This window comes from Microvirga sp. KLBC 81, from assembly GCF_003075415.1.
In the GTDB taxonomy this organism is placed as follows: domain Bacteria; phylum Pseudomonadota; class Alphaproteobacteria; order Rhizobiales; family Beijerinckiaceae; genus Microvirga.
This window is the reverse complement of record NZ_QDAH01000028.1, coordinates 15002-40035: the sequence shown is the minus strand read 5'-3', so window position 1 is coordinate 40035 and position 25034 is coordinate 15002. Positions and strand designations below refer to the sequence as shown.

At 62.7% G+C, this 25034-nt stretch carries 22 protein-coding genes; 9 read left to right on the top strand and 13 right to left on the bottom strand.

Annotated elements, in window-relative coordinates; translation table 11 throughout:
- Positions 1-9: 9 nt before the first annotated feature.
- Positions 10-1467: a DHA2 family efflux MFS transporter permease subunit gene (locus DC522_RS17445; RefSeq protein ID WP_116529947.1), complete on the bottom strand. Its 1458-nt coding sequence runs from the start codon at positions 1465-1467 to the stop codon at positions 10-12.
- Between the two features lie 175 nt (positions 1468-1642).
- On the opposite strand from DC522_RS17445, the gene guaB reads away from it, so the two are divergent.
- Together guaB and DC522_RS17435 are read left to right on the top strand one after the other, a co-directional pair.
- Positions 1643-3136 carry an IMP dehydrogenase gene (guaB, locus tag DC522_RS17440; protein WP_116529973.1) on the top strand — a complete coding sequence of 498 codons (1494 nt, stop codon included), beginning with the start codon at positions 1643-1645 and terminating at the stop codon, positions 3134-3136.
- Between the two features lie 22 nt (positions 3137-3158).
- Positions 3159-3590 (top strand): MAPEG family protein, encoded by a 432-nt coding sequence (locus DC522_RS17435; protein WP_116529946.1) that lies wholly within the window; start codon positions 3159-3161, stop codon positions 3588-3590.
- A 39-nt stretch (positions 3591-3629) separates the two neighbouring features.
- Here DC522_RS17435 and DC522_RS34870 read toward each other — a convergent pair whose 3' ends face one another.
- Entirely contained in the window at positions 3630-3773 is a 144-nt protein-coding gene (locus tag DC522_RS34870) for a hypothetical protein (RefSeq protein ID WP_165820193.1), read from the bottom strand.
- A 124-nt stretch (positions 3774-3897) separates the two neighbouring features.
- Here DC522_RS34870 and DC522_RS17425 point away from each other — a divergent pair, with 124 nt between their 5' ends.
- The 3 genes from DC522_RS17425 to DC522_RS17410 all read left to right on the top strand — a co-directional run bounded on the left by DC522_RS17425 (position 3898) and on the right by DC522_RS17410 (position 7650).
- Positions 3898-5193 carry an RsmB/NOP family class I SAM-dependent RNA methyltransferase gene (locus DC522_RS17425; protein WP_116529944.1) on the top strand — a complete coding sequence of 432 codons (1296 nt, stop codon included), beginning with the start codon at positions 3898-3900 and terminating at the stop codon, positions 5191-5193.
- Between the two features lie 536 nt (positions 5194-5729).
- A complete protein-coding gene (gene guaA, locus DC522_RS17415) occupies positions 5730-7286 on the top strand; it encodes a glutamine-hydrolyzing GMP synthase (RefSeq protein WP_116529942.1) in 1557 nt (518 codons plus the stop codon).
- A gap of 4 nt (positions 7287-7290) precedes the next feature.
- Positions 7291-7650: an ArsC family reductase gene (locus tag DC522_RS17410; protein WP_116529941.1), complete on the top strand. Its 360-nt coding sequence runs from the start codon at positions 7291-7293 to the stop codon at positions 7648-7650.
- A gap of 120 nt (positions 7651-7770) precedes the next feature.
- Here DC522_RS17410 and DC522_RS17405 read toward each other — a convergent pair whose 3' ends face one another.
- The 3 genes from DC522_RS17405 to DC522_RS17395 all read right to left on the bottom strand — a co-directional run bounded on the left by DC522_RS17405 (position 7771) and on the right by DC522_RS17395 (position 11195).
- Positions 7771-8019: a hypothetical protein gene (locus DC522_RS17405; RefSeq protein ID WP_116529940.1), complete on the bottom strand. Its 249-nt coding sequence runs from the start codon at positions 8017-8019 to the stop codon at positions 7771-7773.
- Positions 8020-8634: 615 nt separating this feature from the next.
- The gene (locus tag DC522_RS17400) at positions 8635-10524 is read right to left on the bottom strand and encodes a TRAP transporter large permease subunit (protein WP_116529939.1); all 1890 of its coding nucleotides are present in this window, start codon (positions 10522-10524) and stop codon (positions 8635-8637) included.
- A 38-nt stretch (positions 10525-10562) separates the two neighbouring features.
- Positions 10563-11195, bottom strand: coding sequence for a TRAP transporter small permease subunit (locus DC522_RS17395; protein WP_116529938.1), 633 nt, complete (start codon positions 11193-11195; stop codon positions 10563-10565).
- A 441-nt stretch (positions 11196-11636) separates the two neighbouring features.
- On the opposite strand from DC522_RS17395, the gene DC522_RS17390 reads away from it, so the two are divergent.
- The 4 genes from DC522_RS17390 to DC522_RS17375 all read left to right on the top strand — a co-directional run bounded on the left by DC522_RS17390 (position 11637) and on the right by DC522_RS17375 (position 15102).
- On the top strand, positions 11637-12227 hold the full coding sequence (locus DC522_RS17390) for an NnrU family protein (RefSeq protein WP_116529937.1): 591 nt from the start codon (positions 11637-11639) through the stop codon (positions 12225-12227).
- 81 nt (positions 12228-12308) lie between these two features.
- Positions 12309-12986, top strand: coding sequence for a tetratricopeptide repeat protein (locus tag DC522_RS17385; RefSeq protein WP_116529936.1), 678 nt, complete (start codon positions 12309-12311; stop codon positions 12984-12986).
- A 17-nt stretch (positions 12987-13003) separates the two neighbouring features.
- Complete coding sequence (gene der, locus DC522_RS17380) at positions 13004-14347, top strand: ribosome biogenesis GTPase Der (protein WP_116529935.1); 1344 nt, start codon at positions 13004-13006, stop codon at positions 14345-14347.
- 125 nt (positions 14348-14472) lie between these two features.
- Complete coding sequence (locus DC522_RS17375; RefSeq protein WP_116529934.1) at positions 14473-15102, top strand: NAD(P)H-binding protein; 630 nt, start codon at positions 14473-14475, stop codon at positions 15100-15102.
- Between the two features lie 35 nt (positions 15103-15137).
- Here DC522_RS17375 and DC522_RS17370 read toward each other — a convergent pair whose 3' ends face one another.
- From DC522_RS17370 to DC522_RS17335, 8 genes are all read right to left on the bottom strand, one after another.
- Positions 15138-15881, bottom strand: a complete 744-nt coding sequence (locus DC522_RS17370) for an SDR family NAD(P)-dependent oxidoreductase (RefSeq protein ID WP_116529933.1) — start codon at positions 15879-15881, stop codon at positions 15138-15140.
- Positions 15882-15890: 9 nt separating this feature from the next.
- The gene (purF, locus tag DC522_RS17365) at positions 15891-17378 is read right to left on the bottom strand and encodes an amidophosphoribosyltransferase (RefSeq protein WP_116529932.1); all 1488 of its coding nucleotides are present in this window, start codon (positions 17376-17378) and stop codon (positions 15891-15893) included.
- A gap of 113 nt (positions 17379-17491) precedes the next feature.
- Positions 17492-18112 carry a CvpA family protein gene (locus DC522_RS17360; RefSeq protein ID WP_116529931.1) on the bottom strand — a complete coding sequence of 207 codons (621 nt, stop codon included), beginning with the start codon at positions 18110-18112 and terminating at the stop codon, positions 17492-17494.
- Positions 18113-18303: 191 nt separating this feature from the next.
- Entirely contained in the window at positions 18304-19473 is a 1170-nt protein-coding gene (locus tag DC522_RS17355; RefSeq protein ID WP_116529930.1) for a hypothetical protein, read from the bottom strand.
- Positions 19474-19731: 258 nt separating this feature from the next.
- Positions 19732-20610, bottom strand: a complete 879-nt coding sequence (locus DC522_RS17350; protein WP_116529929.1) for a calcium-binding protein — start codon at positions 20608-20610, stop codon at positions 19732-19734.
- A gap of 273 nt (positions 20611-20883) precedes the next feature.
- Positions 20884-22287: a DNA repair protein RadA gene (radA, locus tag DC522_RS17345; protein WP_116529928.1), complete on the bottom strand. Its 1404-nt coding sequence runs from the start codon at positions 22285-22287 to the stop codon at positions 20884-20886.
- The gene (alr, locus tag DC522_RS17340) at positions 22287-23450 is read right to left on the bottom strand and encodes an alanine racemase (RefSeq protein WP_371679838.1); all 1164 of its coding nucleotides are present in this window, start codon (positions 23448-23450) and stop codon (positions 22287-22289) included. The genes radA and alr overlap by 1 nt, the downstream gene beginning before the upstream one ends.
- On the bottom strand, positions 23447-24940 hold the full coding sequence (locus DC522_RS17335; protein WP_116529927.1) for a replicative DNA helicase: 1494 nt from the start codon (positions 24938-24940) through the stop codon (positions 23447-23449). Before DC522_RS17335 ends, alr begins: the two co-directional genes overlap by 4 nt.
- Positions 24941-25034 lie beyond the last annotated feature (94 nt).

The window sequence follows — 25034 nt, the reverse complement described above, 5'->3', positions numbered from 1 at the left end:
AACGCAGTCCTATCGGCCTTCTACCTCATCACCGAGATTTGTAGTGCCGTCGCCCAAGCCTGTGGAGGGAGGCTTCTTCTCGACCATCCGGTGCCCCGACATCTCGGCGCCTGCACTCGGCTCGAGCTTTGCGAAGACGAAACCGGAGAGGGCGGAGACGATGGCCACGGCCCAGAAGGCGGGGCCGAAATCCTCCGCGCCGATGGCGGTTCTGCCGTCCCAATGGGCTGCCGCCTCCACCACAAAGGCGCCGAAGGCCACGCCCATGCTCAGCGCCACCTGCTGCGCCGCGCTCGACAGGCTCGTGGCATGGCTCATGTCGCGCTTCGAGATCTCCGCATAGCCGATGGCGGCGAGGCTCGTGAACTGGAGAGAGCGGAAGCAGCCGCCGATCAGCAGAATAAGCATGATCAGCCAATGGGGCGTCGAGGACGTGAAGAGTCCATTGAAGCCCACGAAGGCCGCTCCGATGAAGGCATTGATCACGAGCACCCTGCGGAAACCGAACCGCTCCAGGATACGCTTGGCCATGGTCTTCATGAAGAGTGCGCCGACAGCCGCGATGAAGGTGAGCGACCCCGATGCGACGGGGCTGAGACCGAAGCCGACTTGGAGCATCAGCGGCAGGAGGAAGGGGATCGCACCGATGCCGATCCGGAAGAGAGAGCCGCCGAGAACGCTGATGCGGAAGGTCGGCACCTTGAGAAGGTTGAGCTGTAGCACCGGGTGAGGCGTCCGCAGGGCGTGCCAGACATAAGCCGCCACGCAGAGGGTGCCGATGATGACGCAGCCGAGCGAGACCTGTTCCGGGATGAGATGACGGCCGCTGGAAGAGAGGCCCAGCATCAGAAGCGCCAAGCCGATGCCTGAAAGCAGGAAGCCCGCAATGTCGAGAGGCGGGGTGTCGTCTTCGCGGATGTTCGGGATGAAGATCGTGGCGAGCACGATGCCGAGAACGCCGATCGGGATATTGATGAAAAAGATCCAGCGCCAGTGAAAATAGGTGGTGATGAAGCCGCCGAGCGGAGGGCCGACCACCGGACCGATGAGGGCCGGGATCGTCAGGGTCGCAAGCGCCTGGACCACTTCATTACGGGGCACGCTGCGCAAGAGCACCAGGCGCCCCACCGGCACCATCATGGCCCCGCCCATGCCCTGCACGAAGCGTGCGATCACGAATCCTTCTAGGGAATTGGCTCCGGCGCAGGCGAGGGAGCCCGCCATGAACACCCCGATGGCGGCAGTGAAAATGGTGCGCGAGCCGTACTTATCCGCCACCCAGCCGGAGATGGGAATGAAGATGGCGAGGCTGATGAGATAGGACGTAAGGGCAAGCTTCAGCGCGATGGGGTCGGTCCTCAAGTCCTGCGCGATCATCGGAAGCGAGGTCGAAATGACCGTCGAATCCATGTTTTCCATGAAAAGGGCAGTGGCAATGATCAGGGGGAGGAGGCGGACCTGGCGCATGACCGGTGGGACTTAGCGCCCTCGGGCAGCATTGCAAAGGCGTTTCATGCACGGCACATCTTCTGCGAATGCGGCTCTCGCCCCTTTGCGAAAGCGAAAGCCCGTGCTACGGACCCGTGCCAACTCGACAAAGCGTTATCGCTTCATCCGCCGCGCACACCTGAAGGAGTTGGCCATGGCCTCAATCGTTACGGATCGGATCATCGAAGGACTGACCTTCGACGACGTGTTGCTGCGGCCCGGCCGTTCCGAGGTTATGCCCGGCGACGTGAATGTCGCCACCCGGCTGACCCGCACCATCCATCTCAACATGCCGATCATCGCCTCCGCCATGGACACGGTGACGGAAGCGCGTATGGCGATCGCCATGGCCCAGAACGGCGGTCTCGGCGTGATCCACCGCAACCTGGAGCCCGAGGCCCAGGCCGAGCAGGTGCGCCTCGTGAAGCGCTATGAATCGGGCATGGTGATGAACCCCATCACCATCTATCCGGACGAGACGCTCGCCGATGCGCTGGCCATGATGAAGCACCACGGCATCTCCGGCATTCCGGTGGTCGAGCGCGGACCCAGCAACACCAAGGGCAAGCTGGTCGGCATCCTGACCAACCGTGACGTGCGCTTTGCCAACAATCCGAACCAGCTCGTCTCCGAGCTGATGACGAAGGACCGGCTCATCACCGTCCGCGAAGGCGTGAGCCAGGACGAAGCCCGTCGCCTGCTCCACCAATTCCGCATCGAGAAGCTGCTGGTGGTCGACGACCATTACCGCTGCATCGGCCTCATCACCGTGAAGGACATCGAGAAGCAGGTGGCCTATCCGAATGCAGCCAAGGACGCCCAGGGCCGTCTCCTCGTCGCCGCCGCCACTACGACGGGCGAGAGTGGCTTCGAGCGCGCCGAGCGCCTCATCGATGCTGGCTGCGACGTGGTCGTGGTCGATACCGCTCACGGCCATTCCGTGAAGGTTCTAGAGAGCGTCACCCGCGTGAAGAAGCTCTCGAATGCCGTCCAGGTCGTTGCCGGTAACGTGGCAACCCGCGAAGGCGCTCAGGCGCTCATCGATGCCGGCGCGGATGCGGTGAAGGTCGGTATCGGCCCAGGTTCCATCTGCACCACCCGCATCGTGGCGGGCGTCGGCGTGCCCCAGCTCACGGCCATCATGGAGGCGGTCGAGGCCGCGCATGCGGCGGACATTCCGGTGATCGCGGACGGCGGCATCAAGTTCTCGGGCGATCTCGCGAAGGCGCTCGCTGCCGGCGCTTCCTGCGCCATGGTGGGCTCGCTGCTCGCCGGCACCGACGAGACCCCCGGTGAGGTGTTCCTCTATCAGGGCCGTTCCTACAAGGCCTATCGCGGCATGGGCTCGGTGGGTGCCATGGCCCGCGGCTCGGCGGACCGCTACTTCCAGGCGGAGGTGCGCGACACCCTCAAGCTCGTGCCGGAGGGCGTCGAGGGACAGGTGGCCTATAAGGGCCCGGTTTCGGGCGTGCTCCACCAGCTCACCGGCGGCCTTCGCGCCTCCATGGGCTATGTGGGCGCGGCGACCCTGCCGGAATTCCGCGAGAAGGCCCAGTTCATCCGCATCTCCAGCGCAGGTCTGCGTGAGAGCCACGTTCATGACGTGACGATCACCCGTGAGAGCCCTAACTACCCGACGCGTAGCTAAGGTTCACACGGGTTATCAGCCCATGAACATCACCGCCGTCCTCCTGCCCGTCTTCGTGCAAGTCGGGCTCACATTCGTGCTGCTTCTCTGGCTAGGGCGTTTGCGCGTCGGGGCCCTCAAAGCAGGCGAGGTGAGGATGTGCGACATCGCTCTTGGAGAGCGCAACTGGCCCAAACGCGCTCTGCAGTTCCAGAACGCGTTTCACAACCAGTTCGAAGTGCCGGTGTTGTTCTATGTGCTGGTGGTTCTCGCGCTCATCACCCGCAAGGCCGATATGCTCTTTGTCGTGATGTCCTGGATGTTCGTGACCAGCCGCTTGGTTCATGCGGCCATCCACACGACATCCAACAAGGTGATCTGGCGCTTTCAGGCCTTTGCCGCCGGTGTGCTGATCCTCGCCTTCATGTGGATCATCTTCGGTATCCGGGTCTTCTCTTCGGAGGTCGGAATTTGAAGGCGGGACGGGCGCACTCGCCCATCCCGCTCTTTTCGATTAGTACTTCTTGCCGCTTTCGAGCTGCGTCTTGGCATCAGTCATCTTGCGCGGGGGCGGAGTCAGGTCGGCGGCCGGAGCCGTGGCGCAAGCGGCAATGGCGAGGGTGAGGCCGAAGGCCACGAGGCGAGAGAGAATCGACATAGTCAGAAGCTCCGAGAGGGGAACCGTGCGGAACTGCACGCGCTTCTTGAATCCACTTCTGAACGAGTCGGAAAATAGGAAATAATGTGCCGTTTCTACAGTCAAGCTTAAGTGTGCTTTTTCGATGACACCTGCAGCCCGCATCTCCGCCGCAATCGAGGTCCTCGGTGACATCGAAGCCCGCCGTCGCCCGGCTGCGGACGCCCTCAAGGATTGGGGCCTCTCGCACCGTTTTGCCGGCTCGAAGGACCGGGCTGCCATCGGGAGCCTCGTCTATGATGCCCTGCGCCGCAAAGCCTCCGCTGCCTGGGTCATGGGAGAGGCAACGCCCCGCGCCGCGATTCTCGGTATGCTGCGGCTCCAACGCGGGATGAATCCGGAGGCCATCGCCGCCCTTTGCTCAGGCGAGCGCTTTGCACCTGAGCCTCTGTCGGATACCGAGCGTCAGAAGCTGGAAGCTGCCGGCCTCGACGGGGCTCCTGCCCATGTGGCAGGAGATTTCCCGGAATGGATCGGGCCCTCGCTTCAGCGCCTCTTCGGCGATGATCTGGTCGCTGAGATGCAGGCTCTCACGACCCGCGCGCCGTTGGATCTGCGGGTGAACACCCTGAAGGTGGCCTCTCGCGAAGAGGCGCATGATGCTCTGCCGCATCTCGGCGCCGTCGAGACGCCTCTCTCGCCCTTAGGCCTCCGCATCGCGCCGAGCGAGGACGGGCGCGGGCCTGCCGTTCAGTCCGAGCCCGAGTTCATCAAGGGCTGGATCGAGATTCAGGACGAGGGCTCGCAGCTGGCGGCACTTCTCTCGGCCGTGAAGCCCGGAGAGCAGGTGGTCGACCTCTGTGCAGGCGGCGGCGGCAAGACGCTGGCGCTGGCTGCCATGATGGAGAACCACGGACAGATTTATGCCACCGACGGCGATGCCCGCCGCTTGGCCCCCATCCATGACCGCCTGACCCGCGCGGGCGTGCGCAACGTCCAGGTTCGGACGCCGCGAGGCGGAGCGGATGCGGTATCCGACCTCAATGGTCGGATCGACTGCGTGCTGGTGGACGCGCCCTGCACCGGTGTTGGCACTTGGCGGCGGAATCCCGATGCCAAATGGCGCCTGCGTCCCGGCAGCCTGGAAGTGCGCCGCAAGGAACAGGCAACCGTTCTCGACCGTGCCGCAGCCTTGGTGAAGCCCGGCGGACGCATCGTCTACATTACCTGCTCGGTCCTGCCGGAGGAGAACGACGCCGCTCTCGACGGCCTCCTCCAGCGCGATCCTGGCTTCGCGGTAGTGAAGACGAATGAGCTGCTGGCCGCAGCGGGGCTGTCGAACTTGCGACCTTTCGTGCGTGTGACGAAGAACGGGCTTCAGCTGACGCCGAAGATGACAGGCACCGACGGCTTCTTTGTCGCGAGCATCAAGCGCCGTTGAACGCAAGCCATAGCCGGGAAACCTAAAACCCGGCGTCCGCTGGGGCTGGCTGCTGGGCCGGCTTACTGGCGGCAGAAAGAGGCGGAACTGTCGCGCTGGAGGCGGAAACCAGCGACCCACCGGCCGCGTCCAGGGCCTTGATGGAGGCTGTGTGCCCGGAATAGACCTTGCGGAGGAAAGCCTCGTCCTCTTCAAGTGCGCTGCATCTTAAATGTTTGAGCGCTCGCCTTACTCCTACGGTTTTGAGCCGCTCCCTGCTAACCCCGCTTTCCCAATGGGAGCATCCGAGCTTTCGGGTAATGAATTCACGGATCTCGGGGAGGGCGCCTTGGCTGAGCGCCTCGATCTTTTGCAAAGACAACCCCTCAGCGGGGCCCTCACTTGGAATCAAGAGCCCAAGCGTTGAGAAAAGAGTTATAAACGCATAACGCCCCATGGCAGCCCCACGAAAAGGCATGACTCTTCGGCAGGGATGAGGGTAAAGCACCAGACACGATCCCGTACCGAGACATGCCTCCTACTTGTAGCGATATAAAATGGCCCAGACGCACGACAAGATTCTGATCATCGACTTTGGTTCTCAAGTAACACAGCTGATAGCCCGTCGGGTTCGTGAGGACGGTGTCTATTCGGAGGTAGTCCCGTTTCAGAAGGCGGTTGAGGCCATCCGGACCATGAAGCCGAAGGGGGTGATCCTCTCCGGCGGCCCTGAATCGGTGACCACCGATACGTCGCCTCGTGCTCCGAAAGAGCTGTTCGAGACAGGCCTGCCGATCTTCGGCATCTGCTACGGCCAGCAGACCATGGCGGCGCAGCTCGGCGGTGAGGTCGAGGGTGGGCATCACTCCGAATTCGGTCGGGCAGAGATCGAAGTTCTCACCGAAAGCCCACTCTTCCAGGGCGTCTGGCAGGTGGGGAAGAGATACCCCGTCTGGATGAGCCATGGCGATCGCGTCACCAAGCTGCCTGAGGGCTTCGAGGTGCTGGCCGCTTCCGAGAACGCTCCTTTCGCTGTCGTCGCCGACGAGGAGCACCAGTTCTACGGCGTCCAGTTCCACCCGGAGGTGGTGCACACACCTCAGGGTGCGCAGCTCATCCGCAATTTCGTGCGTGATATCGCGGGCTGCAAAGGCGATTGGACCATGAAGGCCTTCCGCGAGGAGGCCATCGAGCGCATCCGCGCCCAAGTGGGCACGGGCCGCGTGATCTGCGGCCTGTCCGGCGGCGTCGACTCCGCCGTCGCGGCGGTTCTCATCCACGAGGCCATCGGCGACCAGCTCACCTGCGTCTTCGTCGATCACGGCCTGCTGCGCGCAGCAGAGGCCGAGCAGGTGGTGACGCTCTTCCGCGACCACTACAACATCCCGCTCGTCCACGTGCAGGCCCAGGACCTCTTCATTGGGGCGCTGGAAGGCGTGTCCGACCCGGAGGTGAAGCGCAAGACCATCGGCAAGCTCTTCATCGACGTGTTCGACGAGGAAGCGAAAAAGATCGGCGGCGCCGATTTCCTCGCTCAAGGCACCCTCTATCCCGACGTGATCGAAAGTGTCTCCTTCACGGGCGGACCTTCGGTCACCATCAAGAGCCATCACAATGTGGGCGGCCTGCCCGAGCGCATGAAGATGAAGCTCGTGGAACCCTTGCGCGAGCTGTTCAAGGACGAGGTGCGCGTGCTCGGCCGCGAGCTCGGCCTGCCTGACGCCTTCGTCGGCCGCCATCCGTTCCCGGGGCCAGGCCTCGCCATCCGCGTGCCGGGCGAGATCACCCGCGAGAAGCTCGAGATCCTGCGCAAGGCTGATGCGATCTATCTCGAAGAGATCCGCAATGCCGGCCTCTACGATGAAATCTGGCAGGCCTTCGCCGTGCTGCTCCCGGTCAAGACCGTCGGCGTCATGGGTGATGCCCGCACCTACGATCACGTCTGTGCGCTTCGCGCCGTCACCTCGATCGACGGTATGACGGCGGATTTCTATCCCTTCGACATGACGTTCCTCGGCCGCGTTGCCACCCGCATCATCAACGAGGTGAAGGGCATCAACCGCGTGACTTACGACATCACGTCGAAGCCGCCGGGCACCATCGAGTGGGAGTAAGAAAATGGCGTCGAAGCCAGCTGTTACTCTCTACGGCATCAAGAATTGCGACACGATGAAGAAGGCGCGCGCTTGGCTCGATGCCAATGGCGTCGCCTACTCGTTTCACGACTACAAGTCCCAAGGCATCGATCGCGCGCGGCTGGAGGGCTGGGCTCGCAATGTCGGTTGGGAGGCGCTTCTCAACCGCGCAGGCACGACCTTTCGCAAGCTCCCGGAGACGGACAGGGCCGATCTCAGTGAGAGCAAGGCTGTCGCGCTCATGCTCGACCAGCCCTCCATGATCAAGCACCCCGTGCTCGACCTCGATGGCCGTCTCATCGTCGGCTTCAAGCCGGAGCTATATGAAGAGGCCATTGGGTAAGGGCTGCTCCCAGCCGTGAATTCTCCTCGTCACGCCTGGCCTTGTGCCGGGCATCCACGCCTTCGAAACGCGATGGTTCCTAAGACGTGGATGGCCGGGACGAGCCCGGCCATGACGGTGTTACCGCAACCACTTCCGTTCGTTGACCTCTGCCTCGCCGTAAAAGCGCCGTTCCATTCTGATCGTGATCCGGCGCATGGTGGCGTAACTGCGGAAGAGCATCTCTTCCAGTTCGCGGAACGTCCTCAGGTCGGCTGGGCTCGGCCTGTAATCCTTGTCGCGCCAGGATTCGTAGACGATTGCGACGGCTTCCCGCACCAGCTCTTCCGCATGCCGGAGCGGCGGTTTCGGCTTGCGGCGGAAAATCATGGCGGCACTCCCCTGAGGATAAAGCGACCACCAGGGCTCCTGGTGGTCGGGGAGTAGTAAGACCGCCGAGAGACGGCCGCGATGACCTTTAGGCTTTCGCCCTGGACATGCGCCATCGCCTCCCCGGCCGTGAGGCAAGGAAGGCATCGTTCACGGCCGATACCGGCCGCTCTCGGAGGGGCTTACTAGACCCCAGAACCGGGTGCGCCCGGCTCCGGCACCGAGATAACACGCGAGAGTGGCAAGCGGTCAATGGGGAGCGGCGTTCGAGCCGTATCATCCACCGTCATGGCCGCACTTGGTGCGGCCATCCCGCTCAGGTAGAGCGCCGCGCCTCACCGCAGCGGGATCCCCGGGACGAGCCCGGGGATGACGGGAGAGGAGCGGTTTGCTCCACTGTCATTCCGGGACCGCGAATGCGGAGCCCGGGATCCATAAACGCTAACGGTGCAGAACGAGGCTCAGTGTCAGCCGTAGCTCTCATGGTGACGAACGTCGTGCTTATGGATCCCCGCCTTCGCGGGGATGACAGGTTTGCGCTTCAGCAATGGCAGAGTGAGTAAACAAAAAGGCGGGCTTTCGAGCCCGCCTTTATCGTTTGAGGTGCCCTGACCCTTACTGGATCTTCGGCGGGTCGCCGAAGTTCAGGTCGGGCAGGCCGCCGTCGCCAGGGCCGCCCAGGCCGGGGACAAGGAGCTCGTCGAGCTTCTTCTGCACCGCAGCCGGATCGACGGCCGGGCCAGCGGCCTTGTAGTGCATCACGATGTTCGGGAAGAGCACGACGATGGCCACCATGATCAGCTGGATCACCACGAAGGGAATGGCGCCCCAGTAGATCTGGCCCGTGGTCACCGGCTCCATCTTCTTGCCCGTCACCCGGTCGGTATAGGCCGTCTTCGGGGCTACCGAGCGCAGGAAGAACAGGGCGAAGCCGAAGGGCGGGTGCATGAACGAGGTCTGCATGTTCACGCCCAGCATCACGCCGAACCAGATCAGGTCGATGCCCAGCTTCTCGGCCGCGGGGCCGAGAAGCGGCACCACGATGAAGGCCAGCTCGAAGAAGTCGAGGAAGAAGGCCAGCAGGAAGACCAGGATATTCACAACGACCAGGAAGCCCACCTGACCGCCGGGGAGCGAGACCAGCAGGTGCTCCACCCACAGGTGGCCATTCACGCCGTAGAAGGTGAGCGAGAACACGCGGGCGCCGATCAGGATGAAGAGAACGAAGGCGGAGAGCTTCGCCGTCGCTTCCGTCGCCTGGCGGACGATGGTGAAGTTGAAGCGGTTCGGGTTGTTGTCGAGCTTGCGCTTGATCGCGGCGAGGATCACCGAGCCGAGCGCGCCCATGGCGCCGCCTTCCGTCGGCGTGGCAAGGCCGATGAAGATGGTGCCGAGCACGAGGAAGATGAGGAGGAGCGGGGGCACCATGACGAAGGTGACCTGTTGCGCCATGTTCGACATGAGGCGAAGGCCCGCGAAGCGCTCAACGATGCCGACCACCAGCGCATAGACCGCACCGGCGATGATCATTTCCATCGTGAGGGCGAGGCCTTCGTAACCCTGCTGGTGCAGAACCACGTAGGCACCCACCAGGAAGGCCACGAGAACGGCTGAGATCGCGATGCGCTTGGCGCCCAGGAGTCTGTTCATCACGGCGCAGATGAGCGCCACGACGGTCGCCACGCAGATCGTGAGGATCACGAAGTCCGCGCCGGCCTTTGTGTTCGTCTGCGACAGCACGTAATAGCCGACGAGGCCCGAGAAGAGCACCAGGACGCCGAGCTGCCAGACGCCGCGCGAGCCGTTGGGCTCACGATAGCCGATGGCCTCAAGCGGCAGACCGGGGGCTGCCTTGGGGTCGATGAGCGAAGCCAGCAGCACATAGCCGGCATACAGGCCGGCGAGGATCAGACCGGGAAGGAACGCGCCCTCGTACATATCGCCCACCGAGCGGCCGAGCTGGTCGGCCATGACGATGAGAACGAGAGAGGGCGGGATGATCTGGGCCAGCGTGCCGGAGGCCGCGATCACGCCCGAGGCGAGACGGCGGTCATAGCCGTAGCGCAGCATGATCGGCAGGGAGATCAGGCCCATCGAGATCACTGAGGCGGCCACGACGCCGGTGGTGGCGGCGAGCAGCGCGCCCACGAAGATCACCGCATAGGCGAGACCGCCGCGCAGGGGGCCGAAGAGTTGACCGATGGTGTCGAGCAGGTCTTCCGCCATCCCCGACCGTTCAAGGATGTAGCCCATGAAGGTGAAGAACGGGATCGCGAGCAGCACCTCGTTCGACATGGTACCGTAGATGCGGTCCGGCAGCGCCTGGAGCAGAGGCCAGGAGAGATTGATGCTCTCCGGCGCGAGAGGGGCAAGCTCCACCGCGATGAAGAAGAACAGCAGACCGTTCGCCGCCAGCGAGAAGGCGACCGGGTAGCCGAGGAGAAGGAACACCACCAGCGCCGCAAACATGATCGGCGCGAGGTTCTGGGCAATCAATGCAGCCATGGACGAAGAACTCCGAAAATCAGATCAGGGCGAGAGGCTTAGCGGATGCCGTCGCCAGGGGGCTCGCCGCCCTTGGTGGTGCTTGTATCGGCCAGCTCTGCGATCAGACGCTCGGCCTCGGCCTCGGCCGCGCCGTGCCCGCCGACGATGTGATCATGCTCGTCAGCCAACTGGCCCTGCATGATAGCCACGCGCTTGATGAGCTCACTCAGCCACTGGAAGGCCAGGGAGATGAAGCCCAGAAGGATCATGCCCTTCGCCGGCCAGATGAGCAGGCCGCCGGCATTGGAGGAGACCTCGCCCGAGGCGTAGGACTTCGTGAAATAGGGGAAGGAGAGCCACAGCATCAGCGCCACGAAGGGGAAGAGGAAGAGCAGGTGACCCGTCAGATCGATCCGGTCGCGCCCGCGCTTCGTGAGCTTGCTGGAGACAATGTCAATGCGGATGTGCTCGTTGGCCTTCAGCGTCCAGGCGGCGCAGAGCATGAACACGGCGCCGAAGAGGTACCATTGCAGCTCGAGCCAGGCATTGGACGAGACGCCGAAGATACGGCGGATGATGGCATTGACGGCGGAGACGACGATGGCCACCACGATGGCCCAGGCCGCGACTTTGCCGATGCGTTCGTTGATCGAGTCGATGACACGAGATAGCTTGATGAGCGCCGTCACCTGTCTGTCTCCCCCTTGGTAACCGTTGTTGGTTGGATCTGGCGGCGTAGCTATCGGGTTCGAAACCCGTCCACCATCCCGCCTCAGTCTATAGCGACGTTTGCCCGGTCACTACCCGGGAAATATTCGTGCTGCAAGATGCCCTAGTGTTAAAAGTTTAGGCAGTTCAGGCCTTTGCCAACAGTCTAAAACTTGCCGCACGGAAGGTCGGGTTGCGAGGTGACTGTCCCCATCCTTTTGAGCGGCCTCCGTGTGGCCAGGGAGAAGAGGGTCAGCTATAGTTTCCTATTCCTAGGCGCATCGTGCGGGCCCGAAGGGCCGCGTCAGCGAAAAGTGGATCCGGTTTTCCGCATCGAACGATGCGCAACTCTAGGGAATAGGCATCGGATCGATCCCAAAAGCGGAATCCGCTTTTGGATCCGGTGCTTTAGGAGATTGAACGTGACGCTGCTTATTCTGGGCCTCATCGTGTTTCTGGGCACCCATTCCTTCAGCATGGTGCGCAAGAGCCGTTCGGCCCTTGTCGGCCGCATCGGCGAAGGGCCTTACAAGGGGCTTTATTCGCTTCTGTCTCTCGCCGGAATCGGGCTGATCTCCATCGGCTACGGACAGTACCGGGCCAATGGCTACATACCGGTCTGGGATCCGCCGGTCTGGACAAGGCATCTCTCGCTTCTTCTCGTGCTCATCGCCTTCATCTGCATCGTGGCGGCCTATCTCCCAGGGCACATCAAGTATCGCCTGAAGCATCCCATGCTGGCGGGCGTGAAGATCTGGGCCTTCGCGCATCTGATCGCCAATGGGGACCTCGGCTCCATCCTGCTCTTCGGTTCCTTCCTGGCCTGGGCGGTCTTGGCCCGCATCAGCGCCAAGCGTCGGGATGTGGCGGCCCAGCACGGCGGGACGGCTGAGCCCGCAGGCTGGCGCAACGACATTCTGGCCGTGGTGATCGGCACGGCCGTCTATCTGGCCTTCGTTTTCTGGCTGCATCCGCTGCTGATTGGCGTATCCGTCCTGCCCACAAGAGCGTGAAACCTCTCGCCTTGGGCGGGGGTGTATGCTAGGCGACCCACTTCTATTGAAGGAGGCGGCCCAAGGGCCGCATGAGGGACGATGGCCACGAACCAGAACGATGAGTTCATTCGCGAAGTCGATGAGGAATACCGCCGCGACCAGCTGGCGAAGATTTGGGCCCGGTATAATGGACTCATCATGGCCGTCGTCGCCCTCGTCGTGCTTGGTGTCGGCGGCTGGCGTTACTGGGAGCACGTGCAGGAGACCCGAGCACAGGCCGCCGCGGCACGCTATGAGACGGCCCTGAAGCTCTCCGACGAGGACAAGACCCAGGAGGCCGACGCGGCCCTCGAGGCTCTCGCGAAGGAAGGCGATACCGGCTACAGCCTGCTCGCCCGCTTCCGTGTCGCTGCCGAGCGTGGCCAGCAAAACGCAGAACAGGGTGCTGCGGCCTATGATGCGCTGGCGAACGATTCCGGCATTGCGCCGCTCTGGCGAGACCTGGCCCGTCTGCGCGCCGCATGGCTGCGCCTCGACACTGCCGAGCCTGCCAGGATCCGCCAGACCCTCGAGCCCATGGCCGCGCCCGCAAATGCCTGGCGTCATTCGGCTCGGGAACTCTTGGGTCTTTCCGGCCTTAAGGCAGGCGACATGGATTATGCCGGGCGCTGGTTCGACCAGATCGCGGCTGACCGTGAAACGCCTCCCGCCCTGAGGCAGCGGCTTGCCATCTACACCGCTCTCGTGGCGGGTGGTCCCGTTCAAGTCACTCAGTAAGGCGGAGCACCAGGGACATGACGCCTACCGTCGCCATTGTCGGGCGGCCGAATGTCGGCAAGTCGACTCTCTTCAACCGTCTCGTGGGCAAGAAGCTCGCCCTCGTGGACGACCGTCCGGGCGTGACCCGCGACCGGCGCGAAGGCGAGGCGCGCCTCGGCGATCTGGAATTTCGTATCATCGACACCGCAGGTCTGGAGGAGGCGACGGAAGAGTCGCTGCTCGGCCGGATGCGCGCGCAGACGGAGGCGGCCATCGAGGATGCGGATATCATCCTCTTCGTGGTCGATGCCCGCGTGGGCGTGCTGCCCGCCGACCGCCCCTTTGCCGAGATGGTCCGCCGCTCCGGCAAGCCCGTGATCCTCATCGCCAACAAGGCCGAGGGCGGCTCAGGGATGGCCGGTGCCTACGACGCCTTCTCGCTTGGCCTCGGCGAGCCGATTCCGCTTTCCGCCGAGCACGGCGAGGGCATGGCCGATCTCTTCGAGGCCCTGATGCCGCTCTTCCCCGAGCCGGATGAGGAGGAGGAAGAAGAGGACCTCAATAAGCCGCTGCAGGTCGCTATCGTCGGCCGCCCGAATGCAGGCAAGTCGACGCTGATCAACCGCATGGTCGGTGAAGATCGCCTGCTCACGGGGCCTGAAGCCGGCATCACCCGCGATTCCATCTCGCTCGATTGGGAATGGCGCGGACGTCTCGTAAAACTCTTCGACACGGCAGGCCTGCGCAAGCGCGCCCGCGTCGAGGACAAGCTCGAAAAGCTCTCCGTCGCCGATGCGCTTCGCGCGGTGCGTTTCGCCGAAGTGGTGGTGGTGCTGCTCGATGCCACGATCCCGTTCGAGAAGCAGGATCTCTCCATCGTCGATCTGGTGGAGCAGGAGGGGCGCGCCCTCGTGATCGGCCTCAACAAGTGGGACCTCGTCGCAGACCAACAGGGCCTGCTGACGGAACTCAAGGAAAAGGCGGCCCGCCTGTTGCCGCAGGTCAAGGGCGCGCCCGTGGTGCCGCTCTCAGGCCTTGCCGGCAGCGGTATCGATCCGCTCATGAAGGCGGTGTTCCAAGTCTATGAAACCTGGAACCGGCGTATCTCGACCGCGAAGCTCAATCAGTGGCTTCAGGAAGCGATTGACGCGAACCCGCCGCCCGCCGTCTCGGGCCGCCGCATCAAGATCCGCTACATGACCCAGGTGAAATCGCGCCCGCCGCATTTCGCCATCTTCGGCAACCAGCTCGATGCCCTGCCGAAGAGCTACACCCGCTATCTCGTCAATAACATCCGCGAGGCTTTCGACCTGCCCGGTGTTCCGATCCGCGTGTCGTTGCGCATGGGGCAGAACCCGTACGATAAAGAGCGGAAATAGGCCCGCATGGCACCGCTCGGAGGTGCTCACCCCTCCGAGTGGTGGCCGGCCTTGCATGTCCATGTAGGATTCTCTCTGCCCCGGGAGATGATGCGGATGCGATCGGAAGCCGAGAGTGGTGTCAAATGAAGCTGCTTCTTGTGGGGGCTACGGGCCTTGTGGGTCGCAACGTTCTTGATCTGGCGCTCGCCGATGCGCGCATTTACGGTGTTGTTGCTCCTGTGCGGCGCCGTCTGCGGGAGCATCCGAAACTGATTGCACCGAAGGTCGATTTCGAGCATTTGCCTGAAGGTGCAGAATGGTGGCGAGTTGATGCGGTGATCTGCACTCTCGGGACGACCATAAAGACGGCTGGATCCCAAGAGGCTTTCCGGCGTGTCGATCATGATTATCCACTCGCCGTCGCCCGTCTGGCCAGGCAACACGGCACGCCGACTTTCGTTCTTAACTCGGCGATGGGGGCGGATGCCTCTTCGCGCTTTTTCTACAATCGCGTGAAGGGCGAACTGGAGCGGGACCTCGCCAGTCTCGGTTTCCAGTCCCTGACCTACGTGCGTCCGGGGCTGATCGGCGGGAAACGAGACGAATTTCGCCTCGGTGAAAGGCTGGCTTCGGTTGCTCTTGGGATTCTGAAACCGGTTCTGCCGCGTAGCCTGCGCATCAATCCGGCCACGAAGATCGCCGAGGCTTTGGTGCAAGCCGCAGTCGTACCACGTCCTGGCATACACGTCGTAACGTCTGCGGAACTCGCGTAATCCTTATGAAGTGTCCTCGCCGGTGGCAGTTCTCCTCAAGCCGGCGGCTGCGGCTCGACGACTTTGCCGTCCTGCGTGAAGTCGTAGATCTTACCCGTCTCGCTCCATGAGGGCAGGGCGAGCTTGACGATATGTGGAGCGAGATCCTCAGGCGTCTTCAGCGTCAGCGGATCCTCGCCGGGCATGGCGGCGCGACGCATGGAGGTGCGCAGCGGACCGGGGTTGAGGAGCATGGCCTTGACCGGCGTCGTCACTGTCTCCGCCGCATAGGTGCGAACAAGCGCTTCCAGAGCTGCCTTCGAGATCGAGTAGACGCCCCAATAGGCTTTGTGCTTATGAGCCGCACCCGAGGTCACGAAGATCGCGCGGCCGGCATCGGAGGCGCGCAGCAGCGGGTCAAAAGAGCGAAGCAGGCGGTAATTCGCCGTCACGTTGACGGTCATCACCTCGTCCCACACGGGCTGATCGATATGGGTGATCGGCGCAAGCTCGCCGAGCTGGCCTGCATTGCCGAGGAGAATATCGAGCTTGCCCCAGCGCTCGTAGATCGCGGCACCCAGACGGTCGATCGCGTCGAGGTCCTTCAGGTTCACCGGCACGAGGGTCGCGGACGAACCCCTGGCGCGGATCTCGTCATCGAGGCTCTCGAGCGCACCTTGCGTACGGGCGAGCGCGATGATGTGAGCGCCAGCTTCCGCGAGGGCCAAAGCCGCCGCGCGGCCGATGCCGCGCGATGCGCCGGTGACGACCGCGACGCGGTTGAGAAGGGGCTTGTCCATGAGACGTCCTTAGTCGGCTTCGGCCAGGAGGGCGAGGCGACGCGGCGTGGCGACGGAGAGATCCGTCAGCGGCGTCGGGTAGTCGCCCGTGAAGCAATGGTCGGTGAATTGCGGCTGAGCCGGGTTGCGGCCCTCCTCGCCCATAGCGCGGTAGACGCCTTCGATGGAGAGAAAGGCCAGCGAATCCGCGCCGATGTACTGGCGCATCTGCTCCAAGTCGTGGGTCGCGGCGAGCAGCTTCTCCTTCTCCGGCGTGTCGATGCCATAGAAGTCGGGATGGGTGATCGGCGGGCTGGAGATGCGGAAATGCACCTCCTTCGCCCCGGCCTCGCGCATCATGCGCACGATCTTCACCGAGGTGGTGCCACGCACGAGGCTGTCGTCCACGAGCACGATGCGCTTGCCGGCAATCGCAGAACGGTTGGCGGAGTGCTTCATGCGCACGCCGAGCTCGCGCACGGACTGCGTCGGCTGGATGAAGGTACGGCCGACATAATGGTTACGGATGATGCCGAGCTCATAAGGAAGCCCGCAGGTCTGCGCGAAGCCGAGCGCAGCCGGGACGCCGGAATCCGGCACGGGAATGACCACGTCCGCATCGGCGGGCGACTCCAGGGCGAGCTCGCGCCCCATACCTTTGCGGACCTCGTAGACGCTGCGACCGTTCACGACGGAATCGGGACGGGCGAAGTAGATGTACTCGAAGATATCGGGGCGGGGAGCCTGCTCCGGCGCGAACCGGAAGGATTCGATGCCCTCGTCCGAGATCACCACACATTCGCCGTTCCCGATATCACGGACGAAACGGGCGCCGATGATATCCAGCGCGCAGGTCTCGGAGGCGAGAATGTAGCGGCCGTCGAGCTCGCCCAGCACCAGCGGCCGGATGCCCAGCGGGTCGCGGGCGCCGATCAGCTTTTTGTTGGTGAGGGCCACGAGTGCGTAGGCGCCTTCGATTTTCTGGATTGCTTCCACGAAGCGATCCACCACCTTATCCTTGCGGCTGCGGGCCACGAGGTGGACGATCACTTCCGTATCCGTGGTGGACTGGCAGATCGCGCCGTCACGAATGAGGCTGCGGCGAAGGGTGAGGCCGTTGGTCAGGTTGCCGTTATGGGCCACCGCGAAGCCGCCGCCGTCGAGTTCGGCAAACAGGGGCTGCACGTTGCGCAGCACGGTCTCGCCGGTGGTCGAGTAGCGCACGTGGCCGATGGCGGAGAGGCCTTCGAGACGCTCAATGGTCGCGCGGTCGGAAAAGCTGTCGCCCACGAGGCCCAGTTTGCGCTCGGAATGGAACACGTCGCCATTGAAGGAGACGATGCCCGCGGCCTCCTGGCCGCGGTGCTGCAGGGCGTGGAGCCCCAGGGCGGTGATGGCAGCTGCATCCGGATGACCGTAGATGCCGAAGACACCGCATTCTTCACGCAGAGTATCGCCGTCGAGGTCGAGGTCCACCTTCTTGGGGGTGACCTGCCACGTCTCAGACCTGGAAGACATCATGATTTCCTTGGGATCCGCGCCCCCACCGGCGCGGGTCCTATGTAATCGCCCTAAGGCCAAACGCCAATGGGTTTTCCTGTCGCTCTTCGAAGTGTGAACAGGAGGGAGGATCAGCCGCGGCGCTGCGGGGGCTGCGGGGCCGGAGCGGGAGAGGTCGGGGCCGGCGTGATACCGCCGCGCTGCGGATCGGGCTCGGCCGGCTCGGCGGGCTCACCCTCCGGCGTGGGCTTCTTGAGCTTCTGAATGAGCGCCTCGGCATTCTCCGGCAGCATGGCGATGATGCTGTCGCGGGTGTCCTCCATGGCTGGGCGGGTGCGGGAAGCGGTCGCCCATTCGGGCTCCTTGCCCTGGAGCAGCCAGCTCAAGAAGGCCCAGCCGATCACGCAGATCAGGAAGCCGCGGGCCGCACCGAAGAACAGGCCGAGCGTCCGGTCGAGGGCGCCGATACGGGAATCGAGGATCAGGTCAGAGATCTGGACCGTGATGATCGAGACGATGATCAGGGTGATGACGAAAATGCCGCCGATGGCGGCGACGAGCGCCACCGTGCCGCTGCTGATATATTGCTGCGCAATAGGCAGGGCGGCCGGGTGCAGATACCAGGCCGCAGCAGCGGCGACGACCCAGGCCACGATGGCCAGAACCTCGCGCGTGAAGCCGCGCACGGCTGCCAGGAGGGCCGAGATCAGGACGATTCCGATAACAACGAGGTCCAGGACAGAAAAGGGCATGAGCCGAGCCTACGCAGAAACAGGGACAAGGGCCGCATTCGCGGATCGAGGCCAGGCTGTATAGCCTTAAGAGACGCTTTCGTCACCCCTGCGCTCGGTGCAGTTGATATTGGAATCGCTCAAAGCGTTCCACAGCAAGAAAAAACCCCGGCGAAAGTCGCCGGGGTCAAGGGGGAGGAGAGAGGATCTTTTTAGATGAAGACGAAGTCGTCGGCCTGGACGTAGGTGCCGGGCTTCAGCTTGGCGATAACGAAGCCCTTGCTGCCGCCAGACCCGTCGAGATCCAGGTAAACATTGCCGTTCTTCCTGTCGTAGGTGACAAAGTCATAGGTGTCCTTGGCATGGCCTTTGGCGAAGAACTTGCTCCCCAGCTTGCCCTTGTCGAACACCTTGTCGAGGCTGAAGAAGCCCTTCTGCTTGCCGGCCCGGGTGCCTTCGAGCGACTCGTAGACCTCTTCCTTGGCGACCTTCACCTTGTAGGCCTTGAGGGCCGACAGGCTGATCTGGATCGTGTCATCGGCCGAGGTGAAGTCGGCAATGTGGTCGAAATGGCCCTTCTTGACAGGGTTGTCGAACACGAAGGTGTCCTTGCCGGCTCCGCCGTAGAGGAAGTCCTTGCCGTAGCCACCGGCGAGCACGTCATCGCCGGCCATGCCGTAGAGCTTGTCGTTGCCGGAGAAGCCCTTGATCATGTCGGCGCCGGCCGTGCCGACAAGCCTGTCGTTCTTTGCCGTGCCGTTTAAGAAATCGAAGGCATCGGTCACGGAGATATCGAGGGTCTTTTCGAACACGTTATTGTCCGCGTCCGTCACCTCAATGGTGATCTGGTGCAGGCTGTCGGTCAGATAGTCAAGCTTCGACCCGTCAGCCACAACGAGCTTGCCGTCAACGATGGCAAAGGCCCCGGATTCGTCGGCCTTCAGGGTGAAGGTGAAGGTCTCGTCCAGATCAGGATCGATCACAGAGAGAGCGCCGACTTCCGTGCCATTAGCTGCATGCTCGGTGATGGAAGCATTCGACAGGGTGATGTCGGTTGGGGCCGTGTTGTCGGTCACTGCGATCGTGAAGGGAGTATCGCTGATGACGGTGCCCTTGTCGCCCGTAGCAGTCACGGAAATCGCGAATTCGCTCAACTCAGGCGTTTCGAAATCGAACAGGCTGCTGCCGCCCGTCTTAACGACCAGTTCGTAGAAGCCCGACGTCGTGTTGAGCTTGATCTCGAAGCGGTCGCTCAAACTATCGGCGAGCGAGAAGGTGAAGGTCTCGTTTCCGCTGATTTCGGAGACGCTCAGCGTGCCGATGACCGTACCAGCTGGAGCGGTCTCAAGGACGGTCAGGTTCGAGAGAAGGATTGCAGCCATATTTTCCTCTACGGGTTCTCAGGCCCATCGTTGTCTCTACCAAAGAGGTAATCCGATGGGGCTATGGCTTCAGTGATACAAGATAGCCGAGAGGGATCAATTAGACTGGATGGTCTATGGAATCCGGCTGAAGAGGGGCGCTTCCTTAGGAAGCCCTGCGCTCGGTGCAGTTGATATTGGAATCGCTCAAAGCGTTCCACAGCAAGAAAAAACCCCGGCGAAAGTCGCCGGGGTCAAGGGGGAGGAGAGAGGATCTTTTTAGATGAAGACGAAGTCGTCGGCCTGGACGTAGGTGCCGGGCTTCAGCTTGGCGATAACGAAGCCCTTGCTGCCGCCAGACCCGTCGAGATCCAGGTAAACATTGCCGTTCTTCCTGTCGTAGGTGACAAAGTCATAGGTGTCCTTGGCATGGCCTTTGGCGAAGAACTTGCTCCCCAGCTTGCCCTTGTCGAACACCTTGTCGAGGCTGAAGAAGCCCTTCTGCTTGCCGGCCCGGGTGCCTTCGAGCGACTCGTAGACCTCTTCCTTGGCGACCTTCACCTTGTAGGCCTTGAGGGCCGACAGGCTGATCTGGATCGTGTCATCGGCCGAGGTGAAGTCGGCAATGTGGTCGAAATGGCCCTTCTTGACAGGGTTGTCGAACACGAAGGTGTCCTTGCCGGCTCCGCCGTAGAGGAAGTCCTTGCCGTAGCCACCGGCGAGCACGTCATCGCCGGCCATGCCGTAGAGCTTGTCGTTGCCGGAGAAGCCCTTGATCATGTCGGCGCCGGCCGTGCCGACAAGCCGTTCGCTCCCGGCAGTACCGATTTGGGGCTCAGGAAGGTCGGTTACGCTGATGATGAACTCTTTGATAACCGAAGTGCCAGTGATGATATCGTCAATCCTGATTTTGATTGTATGAGACGCGGTCGTTTCATAATCGATAAGCGCACCATTGGCGACAGACAGCGTGCCGGAGTTGCTTATCCGGAATCGCCCACCGGCATCGTCAACAAGTGAGAAGTTAGGCGTCACTGTTGGCAGAACATCCCCATCATTAATATAGATGGGCCTGAAGAACCCAATTTGGGTGTCATTCGCTGCGTTCTCGTCTACTTGATCGTTCGATAGGATGATGTCTGAAAGAGTAACAGTCATTTGGCGATGCTCCTTGTAGCTTTAAATGTTATAATGTGGCATCGAACTCTTTCAAGGTCACTCTCGATAAATAGATCCCAAGTAGGCACTTACAGGGTTGGCGAAACTGTTCAAGGAAAAGCGATTTCTCACTTTTCGCCTGGTTCGTCGGCAGGGCTGGTGTGCCCTAGAGGCTATTTGCTAGATTAGGCTCTGGCAAGTTGATGAGGGCGGCGACCATCAGAGCTTAGTCTGCCCTGCGCGACGGGGCGGATCGCGCAGGACAGGTCCGTTTCACCGCAAAGCTCTGCGCCGGCGATCCGCAATTCCTGCAACAAGATCAGTGATATGGCCGATCGAAGATGCCGCGAGTGGGAGCTTCTCCGGCTTGTTCTTGTCCAGGCGCGGGGCTGGGGACACCGCACTGGAAAAACCAAGCTTTGCAGCTTCCTTCAGCCGCGCCTGCTCCTGGGCTACGGGGCGGATCGCACCGGACAGGCCCATCTCGCCGAAATAGACCGTGTCGGGCGGCAAGGGGTTGCCCGACAGGGACGAGACGAGCGCCGCAGCCGCTGCCAGATCGGCGGCGGGCTCGGTGATCCGCAGGCCACCTGCCACATTCAGATAGACGTCGTGCATGCCGAGCTTCAGGCCGCCATGGGCCTCCAGCACGGCGAGCACCATCGACAGGCGATTCTGGTCCCAGCCCACCACGGCGCGGCGCGGCGTACCGAGGGACGAGGGGGCGACGAGCGCCTGGATTTCCACGAGCAGCGGGCGCGTTCCTTCCATGCCGGCAAAGACGGCCGTGCCGGGTGTCGCCATATCCCGTCCGGCGAGGAACAGCTCGGAGGGGTTGGGAACCTCGCGCAAGCCCTGGTCCGACATCTCAAACACGCCGATCTCGTCGGTCGGACCGAAGCGGTTCTTCACCGCGCGCAGGATGCGGAAATGGTGGCCCGTATCGCCCTCGAAGGACACGACTGCATCGACCATATGCTCGACGACACGAGGACCTGCGATCTGACCATCCTTTGTCACGTGGCCGACGAGGATGACGGCGGTGCCGGTCGTTTTCGCGAATCGGATCAGCGCCTGGGCCGAGCCGCGCACTTGGGTCACGGTGCCGGGCGCCGACTCCACCGTCTCGGTCCACATGGTCTGAATCGAGTCGATGATGGCGAGCGCCGGCGGACGACCCTGGCTCAAGGTCGCGATGATGTCTTCCACATTGGTCTCGGACGCGAGCTCCACGGGGGCTTGGCCGAGACCAAGGCGTTCCGCGCGCAGGCGCACCTGCGCCACCGCCTCTTCGCCTGAGATATAGGCGACGCGCTCACCGCGATTGGCGAGAGCGGCGGAAGCCTGCATCAGCAGGGTCGACTTGCCGATACCCGGATCGCCGCCGAGCAGGATGATGGAGCCATGCACGAAGCCGCCGCCTGTGACGCGATCCAGCTCCGCAATGCCGGACGGCGTGCGCGGAGCCTCCTTGGTTTCACCGGACAGGCCCTCGAGCGGGAAGATGCGGCCCTTCGCACGGGACGGACGCGTGGCGGCGGGGCCCGACATGGGGCTTGCGGAGCCTGCTTCCTCGACGATGGTGTTCCAGCCGCCACAGGCCTCGCATTTGCCTTTCCAACGGTTATAGACCGCACCGCATTCCTGGCAGACGAAGGAGGGGTGACGCTTCGCCATCAGCCCTGCTTTCCGCGATAGCTGCGCGCATAACGCCGGCCCAGATTGGTGAGGATCTCATAACCGATGGTGCCGGCGCGACGGCCGACTTCATCAAGGTTGAGAGAACCGCCGATCATGGTCACGGTGTCACCGCGTTGGATTTCGTTCTCGGGAACATCGGTGACATCGACGGTAATGAGATCCATGGAGACATTGCCCGCGAACGGGCAGGGGTGCCCGGCCACCAGAACCATGCCGGCCAATAGCTCCTCGCCACTCTTGCCGCGAGCGCTTGCGGAGCGCGGATAACCATCTGCATAGCCGACAGAGAGCGTGGCGATGCGGCGGCGTCCGAGCGCAAGCCAACGCGCATTGTAGCCGACGGTGTCGTCCTCCTCGACCCAGCGCAGCTGCACGATGCGCGCTTCAAGGCCGACCACGGCGCTCATGGGATTATCGCGATCCGGCGTCGGGTTGCCGCCATAGAGCGCGTAACCTGGGCGCACGAGATCAAAATGCGGCTTCTCTTTCAGGAAGATGCCGGAGGAGTTGGCGAGCGAAGTGGGCACGCCGGGAAGCATCTCGCGCACAGCTTTGAAGGATTCGATCTGGCGGATGTTGATCGGGTTCGCGCTTTCTTCAGCGCTGACGAAATGGCTCATGAGAAGCGCGACTTCGAAATCCTTACATTCCGGGCGATCCTTGAGCGTCAGACCTTGAGGGACGGTAAGGCCGAGGCGGTTCATGCCGGTATCGATATGGATGGCTGCTTCGCGCTTCTGCCCTTGCGACCGGCAGAAGGCAGCCCATTCCTCGATCTCCTCGAAGGAGCCGAGAACAGGGCGCAGCTTGTGCTCCACGTAAACGGGAGAAGTGCCGGGGAACAGACCGTTGAGCACGTAGATCGTGGCATCGGGGGCGACAGCGCGCACGCGGACTGCCTCGCTCAAATGCGCCACGAAGAACGTGCGGCATCCGGCCTGTGCCAAGGCAGGCACAGCCTGTTCGATGCCGGTGCCATAGGCGTCCGCCTTGACGACGGCGGCGGCTTCCGCGCCGCCCGCGTTGTCGCGCAACGCGCGCCAGTTGGAAGCCAGAGCCGAGAGGTCGATGTGAAGGAGGCCGCCGGCCGTTTCCTGAGGAATGCGGTTGGCGGCGCTGGTCTGTTCAGTCTTGGTCAATCGCCGATCCGATCGGGAAGTTTGTCTTCGTCTGCGAGGTTGGTGAAGCGGGTGATGTCGGCCTGGAAGGCCAGCTGCACGGTACCTGTGGGACCGTGACGCTGCTTGCCGATGATGACCTCGGCTTTGCCGTGGACCTGATCCATCTCCGCCTGCCACTTGAAGTATTCTTCGGTGCCGGGCTTCGGCTCCTTGTTCTTTAGATAATACTCTTCGCGGTAAACGAACATGACCACGTCGGCGTCCTGCTCAATCGAGCCCGATTCACGAAGGTCGGCGAGCTGCGGCCGTTTGTCGTCGCGCGCTTCCACCTGACGGGAGAGCTGGGAAAGCGCGATCAACGGAACCGCGAGTTCCTTGGCGAGCGCCTTCAATCCCGTGGTGATTTCGGTGAGTTCCTGCACGCGGTTCTCGCCCTTCTTGGCGGAGCCGGAAAGGAGCTGGAGGTAGTCGACAATGAGAACGTCAAGGCCGCGCTGGCGCTTGAGACGCCTTGCGCGGGCGGTGAGCTGGGCGATCGAGATGCCACCGGTCTGGTCGATATAGAAGGGGATCGACTGCATCTCGCGGGCAGCTTCGGTGATCTTGTAGAAATCGTCCTCGCGCATATCGCCGCGGCGGATCTTGTAGGACGGAACGCCCGATTGCTCCGCGATGATACGGGTGGCGAGCTGCTCCGCCGACATTTCGAGCGAGAAGAAGCCGACGATTCCACCGTTCACGGTTTTCAGGGAACCGTCCTGCTGCTTCTCGGCTTTGTAAGCCTTGGCAATGTTGAACGCGATGTTCGTTACCAGCGAGGTCTTACCCATCGCCGGTCGGCCGGCGAGGATAATCAAGTCGGAGGGCTGAAGGCCGCCGAGGGACTTGTCGAGGTCGATGAGCCCGGTCGAGATGCCGGACAATGCACCTTCGCGCTTGTAGGCGGCAGCCGCCATGTCGATCGCGGCGGTGAGCGCATCGGAAAAGCGTTGGAAGCCGCCGTCGGTGCGGCCCGTTTCGGCAATGGAGTAAAGACGCCGCTCCGCCTCCTCGATCTGGTCGCGCGGTGAGCTGTCGACGGGGGCGTCGAAGGCGGTGTTGACGAGGTCCTCGCCGATATTGATGAGGCTGCGGCGGATCGCAAGGTCGTAGATCGTGCGGCCGTAATCCTCGGCGTTGATGACCGTGGTCGCTTCCGCGGCAAGGCGGGCGAGATATTGTGAGACGGTGACGCCGCCCAGGTCCTGGTCGCCCAGGAAAGTCTTCATCGTGATGGGGGTCGCGACCTTGCCGGCTTTGATGAGACTGGTGGCGACCTCATAGATGCGGCGGTGCAGATCCTCGATGAAGTGCTCGGGCTCGAGGAAGTCGGAGACACGGTAATAGGCGTCGTTGTTGACCAGGATCGCACCCAGCAAGGCCTGTTCGGCCTCGAGATTGCTGGGAGGAGTACGAAACTGCGGCTCGGCGGTTTCAAGACGGGCGATCAGGGCATTGGCGGTGGCCATCTGGCGCTCCGGGATCGGGATTGAGGTTTAGAGGCTCTTAGACCGCAATTGGTGTCCTAACCGTTGCTGATCAGGGACAACGCGACACTTCGAG